This is a genomic window from Micromonospora sp. NPDC048999, from assembly GCF_040649295.1.
In the GTDB taxonomy this organism is placed as follows: Bacteria; Actinomycetota; Actinomycetes; order Mycobacteriales; family Micromonosporaceae; genus Micromonospora.
Genome location: NZ_JBEZFI010000024.1, coordinates 28,218 through 48,821 on the forward strand (window position 1 = coordinate 28,218; position 20,604 = coordinate 48,821).

The 20,604-nt window shown below is 74.0% G+C and carries 17 protein-coding genes and 1 riboswitch; of the genes, 6 read left to right on the plus strand and 11 right to left on the minus strand.

All coding sequences use genetic code 11. The features are described 5' to 3' along the window. Positions 1–22: 22 nt before the first annotated feature. The 3 genes from AB0C02_RS22250 to AB0C02_RS22260 are packed head-to-tail and all read right to left on the minus strand — an operon-like array spanning position 23 to position 2,815. Positions 23–1,198 carry a saccharopine dehydrogenase NADP-binding domain-containing protein gene (locus tag AB0C02_RS22250; RefSeq protein ID WP_357550604.1) on the minus strand — a complete coding sequence of 392 codons (1,176 nt, stop codon included), beginning with the start codon at positions 1,196–1,198 and terminating at the stop codon, positions 23–25. Positions 1,199–1,229: 31 nt separating this feature from the next. After that, entirely contained in the window at positions 1,230–2,381 is a 1,152-nt protein-coding gene (locus tag AB0C02_RS22255; protein WP_357550605.1) for a zinc-dependent alcohol dehydrogenase, read from the minus strand. Continuing rightward, positions 2,378–2,815, minus strand: a complete 438-nt coding sequence (locus AB0C02_RS22260; protein ID WP_357550656.1) for a hypothetical protein — start codon at positions 2,813–2,815, stop codon at positions 2,378–2,380. The genes AB0C02_RS22255 and AB0C02_RS22260 overlap by 4 nt, the downstream gene beginning before the upstream one ends. A gap of 224 nt (positions 2,816–3,039) precedes the next feature. On the opposite strand from AB0C02_RS22260, the gene AB0C02_RS22265 reads away from it, so the two are divergent. After that, complete coding sequence (locus tag AB0C02_RS22265) at positions 3,040–5,748, plus strand: LuxR C-terminal-related transcriptional regulator (RefSeq protein ID WP_357550606.1); 2,709 nt, start codon at positions 3,040–3,042, stop codon at positions 5,746–5,748. Positions 5,749–5,750: 2 nt separating this feature from the next. On the opposite strand, the gene AB0C02_RS22270 is transcribed toward AB0C02_RS22265, so the two are convergent. Next, positions 5,751–6,302 carry a thioredoxin domain-containing protein gene (locus tag AB0C02_RS22270; RefSeq protein WP_357550607.1) on the minus strand — a complete coding sequence of 184 codons (552 nt, stop codon included), beginning with the start codon at positions 6,300–6,302 and terminating at the stop codon, positions 5,751–5,753. Next, positions 6,302–6,997 carry a BON domain-containing protein gene (locus tag AB0C02_RS22275; RefSeq protein ID WP_357550608.1) on the minus strand — a complete coding sequence of 232 codons (696 nt, stop codon included), beginning with the start codon at positions 6,995–6,997 and terminating at the stop codon, positions 6,302–6,304. Before AB0C02_RS22275 ends, AB0C02_RS22270 begins: the two co-directional genes overlap by 1 nt. Positions 6,998–7,258: 261 nt before the next feature. Here AB0C02_RS22275 and AB0C02_RS22280 point away from each other — a divergent pair, with 261 nt between their 5' ends. The 3 genes from AB0C02_RS22280 to AB0C02_RS22290 all read left to right on the plus strand — a co-directional run bounded on the left by AB0C02_RS22280 (position 7,259) and on the right by AB0C02_RS22290 (position 11,224). Further along, positions 7,259–10,021 carry a cellulose binding domain-containing protein gene (locus AB0C02_RS22280; RefSeq protein ID WP_357550609.1) on the plus strand — a complete coding sequence of 921 codons (2,763 nt, stop codon included), beginning with the start codon at positions 7,259–7,261 and terminating at the stop codon, positions 10,019–10,021. 295 nt (positions 10,022–10,316) lie between these two features. Next, positions 10,317–10,676 carry an STAS domain-containing protein gene (locus tag AB0C02_RS22285; RefSeq protein WP_357550610.1) on the plus strand — a complete coding sequence of 120 codons (360 nt, stop codon included), beginning with the start codon at positions 10,317–10,319 and terminating at the stop codon, positions 10,674–10,676. A gap of 95 nt (positions 10,677–10,771) precedes the next feature. Continuing rightward, a complete protein-coding gene (locus tag AB0C02_RS22290; RefSeq protein ID WP_357550611.1) occupies positions 10,772–11,224 on the plus strand; it encodes an SRPBCC family protein in 453 nt (150 codons plus the stop codon). Position 11,225: 1 nt separating this feature from the next. Here AB0C02_RS22290 and AB0C02_RS22295 read toward each other — a convergent pair whose 3' ends face one another. The 5 genes from AB0C02_RS22295 to AB0C02_RS22315 all read right to left on the minus strand — a co-directional run bounded on the left by AB0C02_RS22295 (position 11,226) and on the right by AB0C02_RS22315 (position 16,696). Further along, positions 11,226–11,690: a hypothetical protein gene (locus AB0C02_RS22295; RefSeq protein WP_357550612.1), complete on the minus strand. Its 465-nt coding sequence runs from the start codon at positions 11,688–11,690 to the stop codon at positions 11,226–11,228. A gap of 110 nt (positions 11,691–11,800) precedes the next feature. Further along, entirely contained in the window at positions 11,801–12,859 is a 1,059-nt protein-coding gene (locus AB0C02_RS22300) for a hypothetical protein (protein ID WP_357550613.1), read from the minus strand. A gap of 4 nt (positions 12,860–12,863) precedes the next feature. Continuing rightward, positions 12,864–12,997, minus strand: a riboswitch (cyclic di-AMP (ydaO/yuaA leader). A gap of 143 nt (positions 12,998–13,140) precedes the next feature. Then, positions 13,141–14,055, minus strand: a complete 915-nt coding sequence (locus AB0C02_RS22305) for a cation diffusion facilitator family transporter (protein WP_357550614.1) — start codon at positions 14,053–14,055, stop codon at positions 13,141–13,143. A 73-nt stretch (positions 14,056–14,128) separates the two neighbouring features. After that, positions 14,129–16,246, minus strand: coding sequence for an AAA family ATPase (locus tag AB0C02_RS22310; RefSeq protein ID WP_357550615.1), 2,118 nt, complete (start codon positions 16,244–16,246; stop codon positions 14,129–14,131). A gap of 120 nt (positions 16,247–16,366) precedes the next feature. Next, positions 16,367–16,696 carry a hypothetical protein gene (locus tag AB0C02_RS22315; protein ID WP_357550616.1) on the minus strand — a complete coding sequence of 110 codons (330 nt, stop codon included), beginning with the start codon at positions 16,694–16,696 and terminating at the stop codon, positions 16,367–16,369. A 322-nt stretch (positions 16,697–17,018) separates the two neighbouring features. Between AB0C02_RS22315 and AB0C02_RS22320 the strand changes: the two genes are divergently transcribed. Next, complete coding sequence (locus AB0C02_RS22320; RefSeq protein WP_357550617.1) at positions 17,019–17,510, plus strand: DUF3145 domain-containing protein; 492 nt, start codon at positions 17,019–17,021, stop codon at positions 17,508–17,510. A 48-nt stretch (positions 17,511–17,558) separates the two neighbouring features. Next, positions 17,559–19,286 (plus strand): glycoside hydrolase family 3 protein, encoded by a 1,728-nt coding sequence (locus AB0C02_RS22325; RefSeq protein ID WP_357550618.1) that lies wholly within the window; start codon positions 17,559–17,561, stop codon positions 19,284–19,286. Positions 19,287–19,376: 90 nt separating this feature from the next. On the opposite strand, the gene fabF is transcribed toward AB0C02_RS22325, so the two are convergent. Further along, complete coding sequence (gene fabF / locus AB0C02_RS22330; RefSeq protein WP_357550619.1) at positions 19,377–20,603, minus strand: beta-ketoacyl-ACP synthase II; 1,227 nt, start codon at positions 20,601–20,603, stop codon at positions 19,377–19,379. Position 20,604: the final 1 nt, after the last annotated feature.

The window sequence follows — 20,604 nt, forward strand, 5'->3', positions numbered from 1 at the left end:
GTGGCCTCAACCTGGTCGAGGGTCAAGCGTCCACCACGCGGAAGGTGATGCCGGCGCGGGTGAGGCGGTCGAGCAGGGCGTCGCCCATCACGGTCACCGTGGTCAGCTGCCCGGCGGCGGGCGGCAGGTCGTCGAAGGCCAGGCAGAGGGCCGACTCGGCGAGCATCTTGGCCGTCTCGTCGTAGCCGGGGTCGCCGCCGGCCACCTCGGTCACCACCGTCCGGCCGCCGCCGGTGCCGACGAACCGGACCCGGAACCAGGACTTCGCCCGCTGCTCGGCGCTCGGCCCCTGCCCGGGGGAGAGCCGGCCGAGCAGCCAGCGCCGGGTCGGTGGCAGCTTCACCAGCCCGATCAGGCCGGCCAGGCCCACCCCGGCGGCCAGCACGGTCGGCAGCCGCTTCACCGCGGCGAAGTGTCGGTAACGGAAGTCCGGGCCGTACTTCGGGCGGGTCGCCGCCGAGCGCCGGACGATCTGCGGGTCGATGGTGGGCAGCGGCACCGCCCACCCGCCGGCCTCCGCCGCGCGGCCCAGTTTCCCGGGCACCGCCCGCACGCGGCGGCCCACCGGCCGCGGCTCGACGGCCCGGCGCGCCTGCGCCGCCCGCCGGGCCTGACCGCTGCGGGAGAACGAGAGGAGCGCCGAATGGTACGTGCCGGCGGAGAACCGGCCCCCGGCCCGGACGTAACCGTCCACGGTGACCGGCCCGTCGGCGGGAAGCTGCCGGACCGTGAACCAGACACCCAGGTCGTGCGGGACCGAGTCGAAGCCGCATGCGTGCACCAGCCGCGCGCCGGTGCGTACCGCCTCGGCGTGGTGCCGCACGTACATCAGGTCAACGAACTCGGGCTCGCCGGTGATGTCGACGTAGTCGGTGCCGGCGGCGGCGCACGCCGCGACCAGCGGTTCCCCGTGCCGCAGGTACGGGCCGACGGTGCTGGCGACCACCCGCGCGCTCTCCGCGACTGCGCGCAGCGACGCCGGGTCGGTGACGTCGGCGGTCAGCAGCGGCAGCGCGGCCAGACCCGCGTCGATCCCGGCGAGCCGGTCCCGCACCCCGGCCAACTTGGCCGGGTTGCGGCCGGCCAGCGCCCAGCGCAGCCCGGGCGGGGCGTGCCGGGCCAGGTAGTCGGCGGTGAGGCCGCCGGTGAACCCGGTGGCGCCGAACAGGACCAGATCGTACGGGCGCTCGTCGGGCACCCACCGAGTGTGCCACCCGCGACGGCGCGACTCACGGCGAGAAGACCGCCCGGACGCAACCGTCGGCCCGGTCGCGGAACAGCGCGTACCCGTCCGGGCCCCGCTCGAGCGGCAGGTGGTGGGTGGCCAGGTGCTCGGTGCGCAGCTCGTCGCGGGCCATCCGGTCCAGCAGCATCGGGATCCAGCGCTGCCCGTGCTGCCGGGCGCTGCGTACGGTCAGCGCCTTGTTCATCACCGCGCCCAGCGGGAACGTGTCGACGAACCCGGTCCAGGTGCCGAGCACCACCACCGTGCCGCCCTTGCGGCAGGCGTGCACCGCCTCGCGCAGTGCCAGCGGCCGGTCCGCGCCCCCACCGAGCCGGCCGGCCAGCAGGCCCGGGCGCTCGGCCGGCATGCCGACCGCCTCCACGCACACGTCCGGCCCCCGGCCGCCGCTGCGCTCCCGCAGCTCGGCGGGGACGTCCACGTGCCGGTAGTTGAGCGGTTCCGCGCCGACGTGCCGTTCGACCATCCGCAGCCGGTCGTCGTGACCGTCGACGACGATCACCCGGTCCGCCCCGCGTAGCACGGCGGCCCCGGCGGTGAGCTGGCCGACCGCGCCGGCGCCCCAGATGGCCACCACGTCACCGGACGTCACCTCGCCCAGCTCGGTGCCGAGCCAACCGGTCGGCGCGGCGTCCGAGGCGAACACCGCCCGGTCGTCGCTGACCTCGTCCGGCACGGTGAACGCGCCGACGTCGGCGTACGGCACCCGCACGTACTCGGCGTGGCTGCCGGCGAAGCCGCCCAGCGGGCCAGGGTGGCCGTAGCAGCCGGCGGTGGGCTGACCCCACGCCGACTCGGCCGCCGCCGCACCGGAGGTGCCGTTGTCGCAGCAGGCGAAGAGGCCCTGCCGGCAGAACCAGCAGGCCCCGCAGGCGATCCCCGCGCAGACCACCACCCGGTCGGCGACCCGGTGCTGGCGTACGTCCGGCCCGACCTCGACCACCTCGCCGAGGAACTCGTGCCCGAGCACGTCCCCGGCGGCCAGGTACGGGATCCGCCCGGCCAGCAGCGGCAGGTCGGCACCGCAGGTGGCGCTGCGCCGTACCCGGACGATCATGTCCTGGCTGTTGCGCAGCTCTGGGTCGGGGACCTGGCGTACGGCCAGCGCGTCGACGCCCTCCCAGCAGAGCGCCCTCACCCGACCACCCCCGTACGGTCCAGCCGGGACCGGTCCGCCCGTAGCACCTCACCGGTCTCGGCGAGTTGCTTGGCCTCCCGAAGCACCTGCCGGACGAACCGGCCGGGATCGTCCCCGACCAGGTGGGCGGCGAGTCCGGGCAGCCGCAGCTCACCGCCGAGCGGCCGGGCCGCCAGCTCGGTGCCACGCCCGCCGGGCGCCGGCCCGGCCTCCACCTCCACCGCGCCGCCCAGCCGACGCAGCGGCTCCGGCCACCGGCCGCCCGGCAGCACCTCCTCGGGCCGGCGCGCCACGGTCACCACCTGCCAGCGACCGGGCCGGGGGTCCGGTCCGGCCGCGCGCGGCCACCGCTCCCGGCGGCGTACCAGCACTCGCGCGACGCTCACCCCGGCCGCCGCCGCGAGGGCGATGCCGCCACCGGCCAGCCGTGCCATCCGTGCCACCTGTCCCTCCCGTCGTCGCGGTCCCGGCGGGCAGCCGACCACGCGCCGCCGGCCGCCCGCGTGCCTCCAGGGTGCGACCGGGCCGGGTGAAGCGGGTTCGCCCCGAAGGGGTGAACCCGTCCGGGCCGGGTAACCGCAGGCCGCACCGGCCGGGAACGGGCACGACGGGCCGCAGCCCGCACCGGCCGGGAGCGGACGCGACGGGGGAGGGCCGCATGCCGGAGCAGGCTGACCGGGTCGAGGTGGCCGAGACACCCCTGCTGGCGTCGCGGCTGGCCCCGGCCACCCTGCCCGAGCCGGTGCTGGTCCGGCCCCGGCTGCTGGATCGGCTGGACCAGGGGGTGACCGGGCCGGTCACGTTGGTCTGCGCACCGGCCGGCTGGGGCAAGACGACGCTGCTCGCCTCCTGGGCGCGCGCCGACCGCGCCGAGCCGTCGCCCGCCTGGGTGGCGGTGGAGGAGGGCGACACCGGGCATCGGCTCTGGTCCTACCTGGCGGCGGCGCTGCGGGCCACCTCGGAGGGCGTGCCGGACGAGGGGCCCCGCCCGCCGGTGCCGGACACCCCGCCCCGCCCCGACCAGCTCGAACTGCTCGCGGCGGCGCTCGCCGCCCGGGACCGCCCGGTGCGGCTGGTCCTGGACGACCTGCACCGGATCCATGATCCGGCCGCGCTGACCGGGCTGGAGTTCCTGCTCCGCCACACCGAGGGGCGGTTGCGGCTGCTGGCCGGCGCCCGAACCGACCCGCCGCTGGCCCTGCACCGGTGGCGGCTGGCCGGCGAGCTGACCGAGATCGGCCCGGACGAACTGGCGTTCACCCCCGACGAGGTGGCCGACCTGCTGGTCGCGCACGGGGTGCCGTTGCCCGCCGCGGCGGTACCCCGGCTGCGCGAGCGGACCGGCGGCTGGCCGGCCGGCCTGCGCTTCGCCGCGCTGGCGCTGCGCGCCCAACCCGACCCGGCCCGCGGCGTCGAACGGTTCGGCGGGGACCGGTCGGACGTCGCCGCGTACCTGCGGGACGAGGTGCTCGCCCCGCTGGACCCGGACGCCCGGGACGTGCTGCGGCGCAGCGCCGTCGCCGCCGTCGTCTGCGCCGACCTCGCCGACGCGGTGACCGGGCGGGCCGACGCCGGCCAGTTGCTGGCCGACCTGGCCCGCACCGGCGGCTTCCTCCGACCCGACGGCGGCACCCCGCCCTGGTACCGGTGCCACCCGCTGCTGGCCGACCTGCTCCGCGACGAGTTGGGCCGGCTCCCCGGCGAGGAGCTCCGCGACCTGCACCTGCGGGCCGCCGGCTGGTACGCGGGCAACGACCGGCCGGCCGAGGCGCTGCGGCACGCGCTGGCCGGCGGCGAGTGGAACCAGGCCACCGAGCTGTTGATCGCCCGGTGGCCGGAACTGGCCCCGTACGAGCGGGACGGGTCGGCCGGCCCACCGCCGCCCGAGCCGCCCGCAGAGGCGGTGCGTCGGGACCCGGAGCTGGCGCTGGCCTGCGCCGCCGAGCGGGCGTACGCCGGGGACGCCGCCGGGGCCGACCACCACCTGCGGCGCGCCGCCGAGCAGGCGCGCGACCTGCCCGCCCCGCGCCGGGACCGGTTCCGCCGGCTGGCCACCGCGCTGGAGCTGACCCTGGCCCGGCTCGGCGGGGACCACGCGGAGATCCGTCGCGCCGCCGCCCGGCTGCTCGCCACGTGCACCGCCGCCGGGCCGGCGGACGACCCGCGCGCCGGGGCCGGGGAGGACGCCGACGTCCGGGCGGTCGCCGGCACCGCGCTCGGCCTGGTGTTGCTGGCCGAGGGGGAGCTGCCCGCCGCCGCGGAGCGGTTCGCCGAGGCCCGTACCGAGGCCCGGCGGGCGGGTCGGCCGCGTACGGAGCTGGTCGACGCCAGCCGGTCGGCGTTGCTCAACGCGGCCCGGGGCGGATTACGGGCGGCCGAACGCACCGCGCGGGAGGCGCTCGAAACGCCGGCCTGTCAGGGCTGGTCCGCCCGGCTGGACTGCGGGTACGCGTACCTCGCGCTGGCCCTGGTGGCGTGCCACCGCGACGAACCGGCGGAGACGGCGGCCCACCTGGCCCTCGCCGGTCCGGCCGCCGCGCAGCCGGGGGCGGCGGTGCTGGCCGCGCTCTGTCGGGCCGAACTGCTGGCGGCGGACGGCCAACCGGCCGCCGCGCTGCGGGCCGTCGCCGCAGCCCGGGAGGGGGCGCCGGGCGGCGAATCGGCCGCCTGGCTGACCGCGGCCGAGGTGCGGCTGCGGGCGGACGTCGGTGACGTGGACACGGCCCGGGTCCAGGTCACCGACGCGCTGCGGAACTGCGACGCCGGGAGCGCGGAGGCAGCGGCGCTCGGGGTGGCGCTTTCCCGGGTGGAGCTGCGGGCCGGGGATCCCCGGGCCGCCGGGCGGGCGCTGCCCGACTGGGCCGGACCCGGGGTGCAGTCCTGGCCGCTGGCGGTCCGGCTCACCGCCGGCCTCCTCGACGCGGTCCTGGCCCGCGACAGCGGCGACGACCGGCGGGCCGGGCGGATCCTGGAACAGGTGCTCGACCTGGCCGAGCCGGAGGGCCACCGGCGGGTCTTCACCCGCGCCGAGCCGGGGGTACGCGACCTGCTCGCCGCGCATCTGGACTCCGGCACGGCGCACTGGGCGACCGTGAGCGACCTGCTACGCGGGGTCGACGAGCGGCGGGTCGACGAGTCGGCCGAGCGGCCGGGCGCGCCACAGCGGACGCTGAACGAGCCGCTCACCGAGCGGGAACTGACGATCCTGCGTTACCTGCAGAGCATCCTGTCCAACGTGGAGATCGCCAGCGAGTTGTCCCTGTCGGTCAACACGGTCAAGACCCACGTCCGCAACATCTACCGCAAGCTCGACGCGACCCGTCGTCGGGAGGCCGTCCAGCGCGCCCGCGACCTCCGCCTCATCTGATGTCAGGCGTTTGCCGCGGCGTCCACCGCGGCCAGCAGGTCCGCCAGGTCGTACCCGCCGTCGTGGCGGACGTCGTTGACGAACAGCGTCGGGACGCCGGTCACCCCGCTGCGGATGCCGCCCACGAAGTCCCGCCGGATCCGGTCCGCGTGGGCGTGCTCGTCCACCTCCGCGTTGACGTCGTCGGGGGGCAGCCCGAGCTGCTCCACGCCGAGTGACAGGTGCACCGGGTCGAGCTGGTCCTGGTGCTGGTAGAGCCAGTCGTGCAGGTCCCAGAACCGCCCTCGCCGGCCGGCGGCCTCGGCCGCCTCCGCCGCGCCCTCCGCGTACGGGTGGATGTTGGCGATGGGAAAGTGCCGGTATACCAGGCGGGCGATGTCGCCGCGCTGGCGCAGCACCTCAGTCAGGTTCGCGTACGCGGCCCCGCAGAAACGGCACTGGTAGTCGCCGTACTCGACGATCGTGACCGCCGCGTCGGCCGGCCCCCGGACGTGGTCCGTCTCGGTCACCGGGAGGTGCAGCCGGGCGCTGGTGACCTGCAGTGGCGTCGTCATCAGGCATGCTTTCCCAGCTTTCCCACGATCACGTGGTTGTGCACGGTACGGATGCCGGGGGCGGACCAGACGACCCGCTCGATCTCCTCGCGTTCCGGGATCGAGTGGACCCGACCCTCCAGGATCACCTCGTCGCCGCGGTGCACCCGGACGCTGATCGCCTCCGCCTCGGTGGCGCCGTTGCGGACCAGCGCGTCCACGATCCGCTCGGCCAGGTCACGCGTGTCGGTGCGGGCGCCCGGCCGGACGGTGATCCCGTTGCTCACCCCGCGTACGCCGGTGAGCCGGCCGACCGCCCGCTCGGCGGCGCGGCGCTGGTACTCCCACTCGACCTCGCCGTGCAGGGTGACCCAACCGTCGGAGACGGTCACGTCGAGCGTCTCGATCGGCACGAACGCGTCCCACTCCAGGGCCCGGGTGGCGGCGGTGGCGATCTCCGGGTCGCTCTTCTCGGCGGCGGTGGCGATCCGGACGGCGAGGTCGTTGGCGACCGCCCGGACCCGGGACACCCGGTGCGCCGCCCGCTCGGCGGCCCACTTCTTGGCGTAGCTGTCCACCCAGCCGGTCAACGTCACGACCCCTTCGCTGACGGTCACCCCGATCTCGTTGGGGCGTACCCGGGGTTCCCAGGTCAGCTCGTCGAGGACGTCGGTCTGGATGTCCTGGTCGGTACGCGTGATCGACGCGGTGGCCATCGGTGGCCCCCCTCCCGGATCGGTTCATGGCACGGGAACCCGCCAGTGGCACGGGTGCCGCTACCCGCGATCGTGCCCGTAGCCCGGGTGACCTGCCCTCACTCGACCTGGGTGACTCGAATTAGTTGGGAGCGCTTCCAAATTCCCCGCCCCAGCGGTTACTGTGAATGTCCCTCGGCTGCGGGAGCCCGACACGCCGACCGGGAGCCCGGGCAGCTCCCCGAACCCTTACCCCCAAGGGCAATCGAGAGGAACCCGCCCATGCGCAGAAGTCTCGCCGGCGCGACGGTCGCCGCGCTGGCCGCCACCGCGGTGGCCGTGGTCGTGCAGTTTGCCGCCACCCCCGCCACCCCGGCCGCCGCCGCGGCGTCCGATCCGTACAGCTGGAAGAACGTCCGGATCGACGGTGGCGGCTTCGTCCCCGGCATCGTCTTCAACCAGACCGAGAAGAACCTGATCTACGCGCGTACCGACATCGGCGGGGCGTACCGCTGGGAGCAGTCGACCCAGTCCTGGACGCCGCTGCTGGACTGGGTGGGCGCCGACAAGTGGGGCTACAACGGCGTGGTCAGCCTCGCCACCGACCCGGTGCAGACCAACCGGGTGTACGCCGCGGTCGGCATGTACACCAATAGCTGGGACCCGAACAACGGCGCGATCCTGCGCTCGACCGACAAGGGCGCCACCTGGCAGGCCACCGCGCTGCCGTTCAAGAACGGCGGCAACATGCCCGGTCGGGGCATGGGGGAGCGGCTGGCCGTCGACCCGAACAAGAACAGCGTCCTCTACTACGGGGCCGAGGGCGGCAACGGCCTGTGGCGCAGCACCGACTACGGGGTGACCTGGGCCAAGGTGGCCAACTTCCCGAACGTCGGCAACTACCGGGCCGACCCGAACGACAGCACCGGCTACCAGAGCCAGAACCAGGGTCTGACCTGGGTCAGCTTCGACAAGAGCACCGGCACGAGCGGCAACGCCACGCAGACCATCTACGTCGGCGTGGCGGACAAGCAGAACCCGGTCTACCGCACCACCAACGGCGGCACCACCTGGGAGCGGATCGCCAACCAGCCCACCGGCTACCTGGCCCACAAGGGCGTGGTCGACCCGGTCGGCGGCTACCTCTACATCGCCACCAGCGACACCGGCGGCCCGTACGACGGTGGCAAGGGGGACGTGTGGAAGTTCAGCCGGGCCACCGGCGCCTGGACGAAGATCAGCCCCCCGTCCGACGGTGACCCCTACTACGGCTACTCCGGCCTGACCATCGACCGGCAGAAGCCGAACACCATCATGGTCGCCACCCAGATCTCCTGGTGGCCGGACGCGATCTTCTGGCGAAGCGCCGACGGGGGCGCGACCTGGACCCGGGTCTGGGACTGGTCCAGCTACCCGAACCGCACCAAGAAGTACAAGATGGACATCAGTTCGGTGCCGTGGCTGACCTTCGGCGCCAACCCGCAACCGCCGGAGGAGACGCCGAAGCTGGGCTGGATGAACGAGTCGCTGGAGATCGACCCGTTCGACAGCAACCGGATGCTGTACGGCACCGGCGCGACCATCTACGGCACCACCGACCTGACCAAGTGGGACACCGGCGGGCAGTTCACCATCAAGCCGATGGTCAAGGGCGTGGAGGAGACCGCCGTGCTCGACCTGATCAGCCCGCCCTCGGGCGCTTCGCTGATCAGCGGGCTCGGCGACATCGGCGGCTTCCGGCACACCGACCTGAACGCGGTGCCGTCGATGATGTTCACCCAGCCGGTCTTCACCAGCACGACCAGCCTCGACTACGCCGAGACCAAGCCGTCGATCATGGTTCGGGCGGGTAACTTCACCGCCTCGGACCGGCCGAACGACCGGCATGTCGCGTTCTCCACCGACGGCGGGGCGAACTGGTTCCAGGGCAGCGAGCCCGGCGGGATCAACAACGGCGGCACGGTGGCCGCGTCCGCCGACGGCAGCCAGTTCGTGTGGGCGCCGGGCGACTCCGGCAAGCAGGTGGTCCGCTCGGTCGGCTTCGGCAACTCGTGGACCGCGTCGACCGGCATCCCGGCCAACGCGATCATCAAGTCCGACCGGGTCAACTCGAACAAGTTCTACGGGTACAGCGGCGGGAAGTTCTACGTCAGCACCAACGGCGGGGCCAGCTTCACCGCCAGCGCCGCCACCGGCCTGCCGACCGTCGACGTGAAGTTCAAGGCGCTCCCCGGCACGGAGGGCGACGTCTGGCTGGCCGGCGAGGGCGGCCTCTGGCACTCCACCAACTCCGGGACCAGCTTCACCAAGGTCACCAGCGTCAGCACCGCCGTCAACGTCGGCTTCGGCAAGGCGGCGCCCGGACAGACGTACCCGGCGCTGTTCGTCGTCGGCACGATCGACGGGCAGCCCGGCGTCTACCGCTCCGACAACACCGGCGCGACCTGGGTGCGGATCAACGACAACCAGCACCAGTACGGCAATGCCGGCGAGGCGTTGACCGGCGACCCGCGCGTCTACGGTCGGGTCTACCTCGGCACCAACGGCCGGGGCATCCTGGTGGCGGACCGGCTCGGCGGCACGACCACACCGCCGACGACGGCTCCGCCCACCACCGCGCCGCCGACGACTGCCCCGCCGACGACGGCCCCGCCCACGACCGCACCTCCGACCACCGCACCTCCGACGACCGCGCCGCCGACGACCGCGCCGCCGACGACCACTCCGCCGCCCGGCAGCGGCTGCACGGCGACGTACCAGGTGACCAACTCGTGGGAGGGCGGCTTCCAGGCCGAGGTGACGGTCCGTAACAACGGCTCGCCGACCAGCGCCTGGTCGGTGTCCTGGACCTTTGCCAACGGGCAGAAGATCACCCAGCTCTGGGGTGGTACGTACACCCAGAGCGGCAGTTCCGTGGTGGTCAAGGACGCCGGCTACAACGGCGCCCTCGGCACGGGGGCCAGCACCAGCTTCGGCTTCCTGGCCGACTGGAGCAAGACCAACTCGGTGCCCACGGCCACCTGCACCCCGACCATCGCCCGCTGACCGGGCCGTACGGTGGCCGTCCCGTCCGCGGGACGGCCACCGTCGTCGGGTCACCGCAAACCATCCCAGGACTGGCGTGGCCGACGGGACGAGGCGGGACCAACCACCCGAACGCGCCGGGGGTCGGCTCCGGGCCGGAGCGGCCCGAAGCGGCTACTCTGGTCGGGATGCCCAGGTGTGCCCAGTCCGCGAATTGCCCGTCCCGAGGGGTGGCGACCGAGGGCATCGGAGGAATACTCTCGGTCGCGGCCCGCGTACTGATGAGGCGCCCGTACGGGCGAGTGGAGGTGCTCGCGTGAGCCTGTCGATCGTGCAATCGGTGTTGCCGGGTGGTGTCATCCAGATCGCCCCGCGGGGCGAGATCGACGTCGACACCGCGTACGAGGTGCGGGAAGCGATCGCTGAGGTGCTCGCGAAGGGCCGCCCGGCCCGGATCGAGCTGAACATGCGGCTGGTCACGTTCATCGACTCGGTCGGCATCAGCGCGATGGTCGCCGGTTTCCAGACCGCCGAGGTCAGCGGCGTGAAGCTGGTGGTCACCGAGCCGAGCCGGTTCGTGCACCGCCAGCTCTGGGTCACCGGCCTGCTGGGCCTCTTCGGCGCGCCCGAGCCCTACTTCGCCGCCGGCGCTCCGCAGGTCCTTCCTGGCGCCTGAGCCGCCCGGCTCCGTACGCTTTTCGTCGGTCGTTGCCAGCCGGGCCCCGGTTAGGCGACGATCGTGCGGATCGCCGACGGCAAGGGGATACGGCGTTGCTCAGCAGCGACACTTTCAGCTACACCGTGCAGGCCCGCTGCACCAGGGCGAACGCGCTCGCCCTGCTCAGCGACCTGACCCGCCAGGGTGAGTTGCATCCGCTGATCGTCCGGGTGCGCTCGCTGCCGCCGCGCCCCGGCGCCCTGGCCAGCTATGCGATCACCGACCGGCTGGAGCTCGGGCCGCTGCACTTCCCGGTCACCTACCAGGCGGACGTGCTGATCGCGACCGAGGACGAGGTGGTGACGGTGGCCCGTCAGCAGCCGGCCACCACCGTCCGCAACCACACCCGGCTGCGGGACGAGCCGGGCGGCGTGGTGCGCGTCGACGTCGAGATCACCCTCTCCGCCCCGGCGCCGCTGTTCGGGTACGCCTTCCGGCAGGCCCGGGCGGCCCACCTCGGCCTCGCCAGCCGGCTCGGGGCCGCCCTGGAGGGGCGGACGGAGTGAGTCAGCTGCGCCGCCGTCCCCACGGCTTGTAGGTGGACAGCACGGTCATGACGATCAGCAGGGTGCTGGAGACCACCGGCGGGATGATGAGGTCCAGTCGGTCCCGGGTGGTGAGGTCCGGGCCCAGCGCGCCGAGCCGGCGCACGGTCGGGGTGAGCAGCAGCAGCACCAGCCCCAGCATCGCCGTGGTGATCGCGAACTTCACCAGCACCCAGCGCCAGCGCAGCAGGCCCCACGGGGTGAGCAGCGCGCTGGCCAGTCCGATCAGCCAGACCGCCACGCTCAGCGGCCCGAAGACGTACGTGACCAGCAGCCCCGCCGCCGGGTAGACCACTGCGGGGTCGGCGCCACGCAGCCCGGCGACGCCGAGGGTGAGTAGCACCAGGTCCGCCCCGAGCCAGCCCAGCGCGGTGACCAGGTGCAGGGTGAGCAGGGCCTTGCGCCCGGCGGGAGACAGTCGGCTCATGCCTGGAGATGTTCGATCCTCGCCGGCCCGCCGTCGTGGGGCGCGCGGCGACATCCGGCGTACGTCGGCGGGCGTAGGTGGGCCCGCCGGGCGGCGGGCCACCGGCGGCCTCAGTACACCGACAGGTGCACGTGGTTGGTGTGGTCGCTGGACGGGTCGCCGTTGCCGCTGGTGTACGCCTTCCACCCGCTGCTGGGCAGCCAGATCTGCTTGAACCAGATCACGTAGAGCACCGCGAGCGGGTCGGCGTTGCGGATGAAGTACGCGGCCAGGTTGTTGCCGTACGTCTTGTCGCCGCCGGTGGCCACCCCGCCGAAGCCGTTCTTCTGGGCGGCGAAGTCGCAGGCCCGGCCCTTCGGGTGCTCGCCGGAGCCGCTGGGCCGGTAGCAGGAGACGTACCGGGTGAACCCGGCCGCCTTGGCCTGTTGAAGCGCGTGCAGCATGCGCGGGGTGATGCAGCCGTTGGCCGGGGTCGGGTCCTTCACGCTGCACGACTCCGAGGGCCACGAGCCGTCGGCGTTGCGCGGCGCCGGCGTGGCGTCGGCCCGGGAGGTGCCCTGCATGCCGCTGCCACCGTCGGTGCTGGTGGCGTTGGTGTTCGCCACCTCCAGCGCGCGTTCCGCCTGCTCCTTGCGCTTGGCCATCACCGTGACCTGCTTGCGCTGTTCCCGGATCTCGGCGCCCAGCGCCGTCTGGGTGCGGTTGGCCCGGTCCCGGGTGTCGATCAGCTCGCGCAGCGCGTGGTCCTCGTGCGCGGCGACCTGTTGCAGGGCGGCGGCCCGGTCCAGGAAGCCCTGCGGGCTGCTGCTGCCGAGCAGGGCCGCGGCGGTGCCGAGCCGCCCGGTCCGGTACGCGACCTCGGCGATCTCGCCGACCTTGGCGTCGCGTACCTCCAGCTCGGCGTTGACCGCCTTGAGCTGGGCGGTGAGCTGCCGCTGCCGTTGCTCCGACCGGTTCAACGCCGCCCGCGCGTCCAGCCAGCCCTTGCTGGCCGCTTCGAGTTGGGCGTGCAGCGCCGGGCTGCCACCCTCGTCGTCGTGGCCGACCGCGAGCAGCCCGGTCGGGGCGGCCGCCGAGGCGGGGGAGAGCGGCGCGGCCGCGACGCCGAGGGCGAGCGCCGCGACGAGCAGGGCCGCCAACCGGGCGGCCGTCCGTCGTACAGGTGCCATGAACGTGTCCTTCCGTCAACCGCCGACCGGGTTAGCTGACGGGTTCGGGACGGAAGATCCCTACCGCTGACGCGGATGCACCCCAGGAACGTGGTTCCCCGGCTCGCCGTGCTGCTGGCGATTAGGCGACGGCCGCCCCCGGCGCCACAGCGCGCCGCCGGGTGGAGACCGCGACCGAGCCTACCGGCCGTACGCCGATCCGGGCCCCGTGGCGGGGATCGAGAATCGGACCAAAGTCGGCATAGATGCACAATAGCCACTTGGATTTAAGATTGCCCTAATTACCACTCCACGGGTCCGCACGCGCCGGCTGACGCTCCGGGTTCGATCTGCAACGTGGCGTGATCGATTCGGAAGTCCTCGTGCAGGGCGGCCCGCGCGGCGGCCAGCACCTCGCCCACCTCGGCGCCGGGGATGGTGGCCAGGTGCGCCGAGGCCACCTCCATGCCGGAGGTGAGCGTCCAGACGTGCAGGTCGTGCACCTCGGCGACGCCGGGGACCGCGGCCAGCCGGTCGCGCACCGCGGTCACCTGGAGGTGCTCCGGGGCAGCCTGCACCAGGATGCGGACCGCGGCCCGGCCGAGCCGCCAGGTACGCGGCAGGATGAACAGCCCGATCGCGACGGCGACCAGCGGGTCGGCCCACCACCAGTCGGTGAACGCGATGACCAGGGCGGCGGCGATCACCCCGAGCGAGCCCAGCAGGTCGCCGAGCACCTCCAGGTACGCCCCGCGCAGGTTGATGCTTTCCTGCGCGCCGGACCGCAGCAGCCCGAACGCGGCCAGGTTGGCGAGCAGGCCGAGCACCGCCACGGCCAGCATCGGCCAGGCGAGCACTTCCGGCGGCTCACCGAACCGGCGGACCGCCTCGACGAGCACGTAGGCGGCGACCGCGCCGAGCAGGACCGCGTTGGCGAGCGCGGCCAGCACCTCCAGCCGGTAGAGCCCGAAGGTGCGCTGCGGGTCGGTGTTGGCCCGTTGGGTGGCGGTGATCGCGGCGAGCGCCATGCCGATGCCGAGCACGTCGGTGAACATGTGCCCGGCGTCGGAGAGCAGGGCCAGCGAACCGGTGGCGAACGCGGCCACCGCCTCGACCAGCATGAGAGCGGTGAGCAGCCCGAACGCGGCCCAGAGCCGACCCCGGTGGCGGTGCGCGGCGTTGGTGACCGTGCCGCTGTGGTCATGACCTGCGCCCACGCCCACACCCTCTCGTTCCGCGCCCCGGCCAGGCCAATCTATGCTCACATCGCAATATGTGCAAGCGAGTGGGTCAGCCGACCGGGTCCAGGGTGGTGAGGCGCTGGGTGGCCCGGGACAGCGCCACGTAGAGCGTTCGCACGCCCGATCCGGGATCGGCCCGGATCTCGCTCGGTGCCACCAGCACCACGCCGTCGTACTCCATGCCCTTGGCCTGGAGGCTGGTCACCACCTGGAGCCGGCCGTCGCCGCGCTCGCCCAGCCAGCCGGCGACCTCGTCCCGGCGCGGCACCGGCGTGATCACGCCGACCGTCCCCTCGACCTCGGCCAGCAGCGCGTCGGCCGCGGCCACGGTCGCGGCGGGCAGCTCGGCGGTGGGCACGGTCTGCTCGACCGGCGGCACCCCGGTGGAGCGCACCGCAGTCGGCAACGCCAGGTCCGGATAGCGACGGCGGATCTCCGCCGCCGCCACCGCGAAGATCTCCGCCGAGTTGCGGTAGTTGGTGGTCAGCTCGTACCGGTGCCGCCGGCGCTGCCCCAGCGCCTGGTCCCGGGCCCGGGTCAGCTCCCCCGGGTCACCCGTCCAGGCGGTCTGCGCCGGGTCACCCACCACCGTCCAGGACGCCAGCCGACCGCGCCGGCCGATCATGCGCCACTGCATCGGCGAGACGTCCTGCGCCTCGTCGACCACCACGTGGGCGTAGTCGCGGTAGTCCTCCGGCCGCTCCCGGGCGGCGGCCCGGGCCGCCCGCTGCCGCTCGGCGAACGTGCTCAGCTCACGGACGCCCCCGGCGAGCTGGAACGGATCACGCTTCGGCTTCGCCCGCCGCACCGGCTTGCCGAGCAGCGCGTCCAGCTCGTCCAGCAGCGCGATGTCGGCGATGGTCAGCCCCTCGGTGTCCAGGGCCCGGTACGCCTCGGTCAGCAGCCGGATCTCCCGGGCCGCGAGGATCCCGTCGGCGTACCGGCGCAGCCGGTCGGGGCGGGCCAGCCAGCCGAGCACGTGCCGCGGGTGCAGCCGGGGCCACCACGCCTTGAGGAACTCGCGGAATTCCGGTCGTTCGATGATCTCGTCCTCGAACGCGGGCTGCTCCGGCAGCCGGCCGATCCGCAGCCCCCGAGCCTGGGCGTACAGGGCGGCGAGTACGGCGTCGAAGCCGACTCGGCGCACCTCGTTGCGGCGTGCGCCGCGCGCCAGCGCCCGGTCCCGAATCGCGTCCAACTCGGCCCGGCCCAGCCGGAGCAGCTCGCCCCGATAGAGCAGGCGCAGCTCGGTGGGGGAGTCCGGCACCGCGTCCCGCACCGCGCGTTCCAGCACCCGGCGCATCCGCAGCGACCCCTTCACGGCCGCCACCTCGGGCGGGTCGGTACGGGTCGCCGACATGCCCGGAAAGAGCGAGCCGAGCGAGTGCAGGGTGGCGGTCTCCTCGCCGAGCGAGGGCAGCACGGAGGCGATGTACTCGACGAACACGCCGGACGGGCCGACCACCAGGATCCCGCCGCCGGCGTACCGGGCCCGTTCGGAGTAGAGCAGGTACGCGGCCCGGTGCAGCGCGACCGCGGTCTTGCCGGTGCCCGGGCCGCCGGAGACGATCGTGACCCCCGAGCCGGGGGAGCGGATCGCCTCGTCCTGCTCCCGCTGGATGGTGGCGACGATGTCCCGCATGCCCCGCCCGGTGGCCCGGGACAGGCTGGCCAGCAGCGCACCGTCGCCGACCACCGCCAGGTCCGGCGGCGCCGACTCCGGGTCGAGCAGGTCGTCCTCGATCCGGGTTACCCGCTCCGCCGATGACTGGATGGTGCGCCGGCGCACCACGCCCATCGGCTCGGCCGGGGTGGCCCGGTAGAAGGCGGCGGCGGCCGGTGCCCGCCAGTCCACCACCAGCGTCTCGGCGTTCTGCCCGCGCACCCCTAGCCGGCCCACGTGCAGCACCTGCCGGGTACGCAGGTCGAGCCGGCCGAACACCAGCCCCTCGTGCTCGGCGTCCAGCACGTGCCGGCGCTGCGCGGCGTGAAACACCATGGCGTCCCGCTCCACCAACGCGCCGAAGTTGCCGACCCCGGCCAGCCGGTAGCCCTCCCGCTCGGCGTCGGCGGCGGCCTTGCGTAGTTCCGCCAACCGGGCGTACACCCGGTCGAGATGTCGCTGTTCGACGGCGATCTCCCGGTCCAGGGTGGTTTGGTCGCTCAAGGCGGGGGCTCCTGTGGTCATGCGGCGGGCACGGTGGGCTGAATGAGGGTACGGGCCGGAGACGACGAACCGCCCGCCGGGACGACCCGGCGGGCGGTTCGAGTGACGCGGGTGAGGGACTCAGCCCTCGAAGACACCGGCCTCGACGAGGCGCTTCTCGGTGGCGTCCCAGCCGTGCTCGGGGTAGGCGGCGGCGAGGCCGCTGAGCTCGGCGCGGACCTTGGCGGCGTGGCCGGCCGCGGCCAGCGTCCGGATCTCCTCGACGAAGGCCTCGGAGTCGGTGCGCAGGTGCGCGGTCTTGCCGTTGGTCAGGTTGCGCACGTAGGCGTGCTTGCCGCCGTTGAGCGGGATCACGTACTTGAACTCGCCCAGCACGCTGAGGGCGCCACCCTGGCCAGCCTGGCCGGCCCGGACTGACGCGCGCGCGGTCTTAGAGGTGTTGCTCGCCACGGAGGTACTCCTTGAGACGTACGGGAGGACTGAAACGTCCGGGGGCTGTGCGGGTGACGCCCGGGTGAGCCTCGGCCCGCGAAGATTGTGCGGCGGCACAGAACCGCCCAGAGAACTGTACACGACCTCGACGCCTGGCTGGTCATCGCGCCGTCAGGAGGGTCAACAGGGTCAGCCGCCCGGGTATTTCCGGCCGCCAGCACCGGCGAATTTTCCGATTCGCTGGCGCACCATCTGTCACAGCGGTCATCATGTGTTGCACGCATCACTCGGTTGGTCGAGGTCGTAGGGGAAGACGCACCTCGCTCTCCGGGAGGTCACCGTGCCAACGCGTGGCGTCGTATACGTCCACTCGACCCCGCTCGCCGTGTGCTCGCACGTCGAGTGGGCGATCGCGCGCGTCCTCGCCGCGCCGGTCAACCTGCACTGGACGGCCCAGCCCGTCGAGCCCGGTGCCCGGCGCGCCGAGTGCGGGTGGACCGGTAGCCCGGGGACGGGTGCCGAGCTGGCTGCTGCCCTTCGGCAGTGGCCCATGATCCGTTTCGAGGTGACCGAGGAGCCGAGCCCGGGCGTCGACGGCGAGCGGTTCATGTACGTCCCGGGGCGGGGCCTGTTCCGGGCCACCGTCGGCGCGGCCGGCGACATCCAGGTCGGTGAGGACCGGCTGCGCGCGATCGTGGCGTCCGTCCGCGCCCCGGAGGCGCTCGCGCACGCCCTCGACAAGGCGCTCGGCACCGCCTGGGACGCCGAACTGGAGCCCTACCGATACGCCGGCGACGGCGCACCGGTGACCCTGCTCACCCGGGTGGGTTGACCAAAGGTCAAGTTGCCCTGATACGCGGGCAACTGATGGGATGGCCGCGTGCTGACCACCCCTCGGCGTACCTTCGTCGCGCTCACCGCGCTGACCGCACTGCTCGCCGCCGGCTGCTCCGCAGGGCCGGACCGCCCCCGTCCCGCCCCGTCCGCGAGCGCGTCCGCCGGGATCTGGTCCGCCGCCACCCCGGCCCCCGACACCGACCCCGCCGCCCGAGCCGCCGCGCTGGTGCGGACCCTCGCCGACGAGGACCTGGTCGGCCAGGTCCTGATGCCGTACGCGTACGGCAGCTCGGCCACCGAGGTCTCGCCCGCCTCGGCCGCCGGCAACCGGGCCCTCGCCGGGGTCGACACTCCCGCCGAGATGGTGGCGAAGTACCGCCTCGGCGGGGTGATCCTGGTCGGGTTCAGCGCCGACGACCCCACCTCCGCCAACCAGGTCACCACCAACGTCGACAGCCCTCGGCAGGTCCGCGAGCTGACCACCGGGCTGCGGGAGGCGGCCGGCAAACTTCCCGCCGGCCCGGCGCCCTTCCTGATCGGCACCGACCAGGAGTACGGCATGGTGACCCGGATCACCGACGGGGTGACGCTGCTGCCCAGCGCGCTCGCCGTCGGCGCGGCGGGCGACCCGGCGCTGACCGAGGCCGCCTGGCGGGCCGCCGGCGCCGAGCTCGCCGCCATGGGGATCAACATGGACTTCGCGCCGGTCGCCGACGTGCTGGTCAAGCGCAGCACGGTGATCGGCTCCCGCTCGTTCGGCGCCGACCCGCAGCAGGCCGCCGCCCAGGTGGCCGCCGCCGTCCGGGGCCTGCAGGCCGAGGGGGTGGCGGCCAGCGTCAAGCACTTCCCCGGCCACGGCCTGAGCTCCGCCGACTCGCACCAGGACCTCCCGGTCGTCGGCCAGTCCCGCGCCGTGCTGGACAGCACCGCGTTCCCGCCGTTCCGCGCCGGGATCGACGCGGGCGCCATGGCGGTGATGTCCGCCCACCTCGACGTGCGGGCGATCGACCCGGGCACCCCCGCCACCTTCTCCCACAAGGTCCTCACCGACGTGCTCCGGGGCCAGCTCGGCTTTCAGGGCGTGGTGATCACCGACGGGATGAACATGGAGCCGGCCAAGCGCTGGTCGCCGGGGGAGGCCGCGGTCCGGGCGCTCAACGCCGGCAACGACCTCATCCTGATGACCCCGAACGTGAGCGAGGCGTTCGACGGGCTGCTCGCCGCGCTGCGGGACGGCTCACTGCCCCGGGACCGGCTGGTCGAGGCGGTCACCCGGGTGCTGACCATGAAGTTCAAGCTGGCCGACCGGACCGCCCCCGACATGTCGACGTTGGGCAGCGCCGAACACCGCAAGGCCGTCGCCGCCCTCGCCGCCGCCACGGTCACCATGCTGCGCGGCCGCTGCGACGCCGCCCCGGTGACCGGGCCGGTCACCGTGACCTCCTCCGCCGGGCGGGACCGCGCCCGCGACGCACTGACCAAGGCACTCACCGCCGCCGGCGTCAAGGTGGTGCCGAGTGGCGGCCGGATCGTGCATCTCGTCGGATACGGCGACGGCGCCGGCGACCTGCGGGCCGACGCGGCCGTGACGGTGGCGATGGACACCCCGTACGTGCTCGCCACCGCCAAGTCGCCGACGTTGCTGGCCAGCTACTCGTCCAGCCCGGCGTCGATGACCGCGCTGGCCGCCGTGCTCGCCGGCACCGCCCGACCGGTCGGCCACTCGCCGGTTCCGGTGACCGGCCTGCCCGCCACCGCCTGCGACAACTGACCGCCGGGGCTGAAACGGCGCAGGGCCCGCGCCCGGGGAGGGCGCGGACCCTGATGGTGGAACCGCTGGATTACCTGAGCCGCACGGGCCTCAGGGCCGAGTGAAGACGAGCGCCACGTTGTGGCCCCCGAAGCCGAACGCGTTGTTCAGCGCGGCGGGGATCTCCAGGTGGCGCGCCTTGTGCGCGGCCACCTCCAGCGTGAGGCCCTCGTCCGGGTCGTCGAGGTTGATCGTCGGAGGGACGACACCATCGCGGATGGCCAGGATGGTGGCGATCGACTCCAGCGCCCCGGCCGCGCCGAGCAGGTGCCCGGTCATCGACTTGGTGGCCGACAGGAGTGGGTGGTCGCCGAGCGCCTTGCGCAGGGCGCCGATCTCCAGCATGTCGCCCACGGGGGTGGAGGTGGCGTGCGCGTTGACATGCACGATGTCCGTCTTGGCGATGTCCGCGTCCGCGATCGCCTTCCCGATCGCCCGGATCGCGCCCTCGCCCTCGGCGTGCGGCTGCACCATGTCGTACGCGTCCGAGGTGACCCCCGCGCCGGCCAGGCGCGCGTACACCCGGGCGCCGCGGGCGGCGGCGTGCTCGGCACGCTCCAGGACCAGCACGCCCGCGCCCTCACCGAGTACGAAGCCGTCGCGGCCCTTGTCCCACGGCCGCGAGGCCTTCTCCGGCTCGTCGTTGCGGGTCGACATGGCCCGCATCGAGGCGAAGCCGGCGATCGGCAGCGGGTGGATGACCGCCTCGGTGCCGCCGGCCACCACCACGTCGGCCCGGCCGGAGCGGATGATGTCCAGGCCGAGCGCGATCGCCTCCGCGCCGGTCGCGCAGGCGCTGGCCACCGAGTGCACGCCGGCCTTGGCGCCCAGTTCCAGTCCGACGCAGGCGGCCGGGCCGTTCGGCATCAGCATCGGCACGGTGTGCGGGGAGACCCGCCGTGGCCCGGACGCCTCCAGGATGTCGTCCTGGGCGAGCAGGGTGGTGGCCCCGCCGATGCCGGAGCCGACGCTGACCGCCAGCCGCTCCGGGTCCAGCCCGGAGTCGGCCAGCCCGGAGTCGGCCCAGGCCTGCTGCGCCGCGATGATCGCGATCGCCTGGGACCGGTCCAGTCGGCGCAGCTTGACCCGGTCCAGCACCGCGGAGGGCTCCACGGCGAGCTGGGCCGCGATCCGGACCGGCAGTTGCGCCGCCCACTCCTGGGTGAGCGCACTCACCCCGGAGCGGCCGGCGAGCATGGCGTCCCAGGTCGACGCGACGTCCCCGCCGAGCGGGGTCGTCGCGCCGAGCCCGGTGACGACGACGTCGGGGCGACTCATG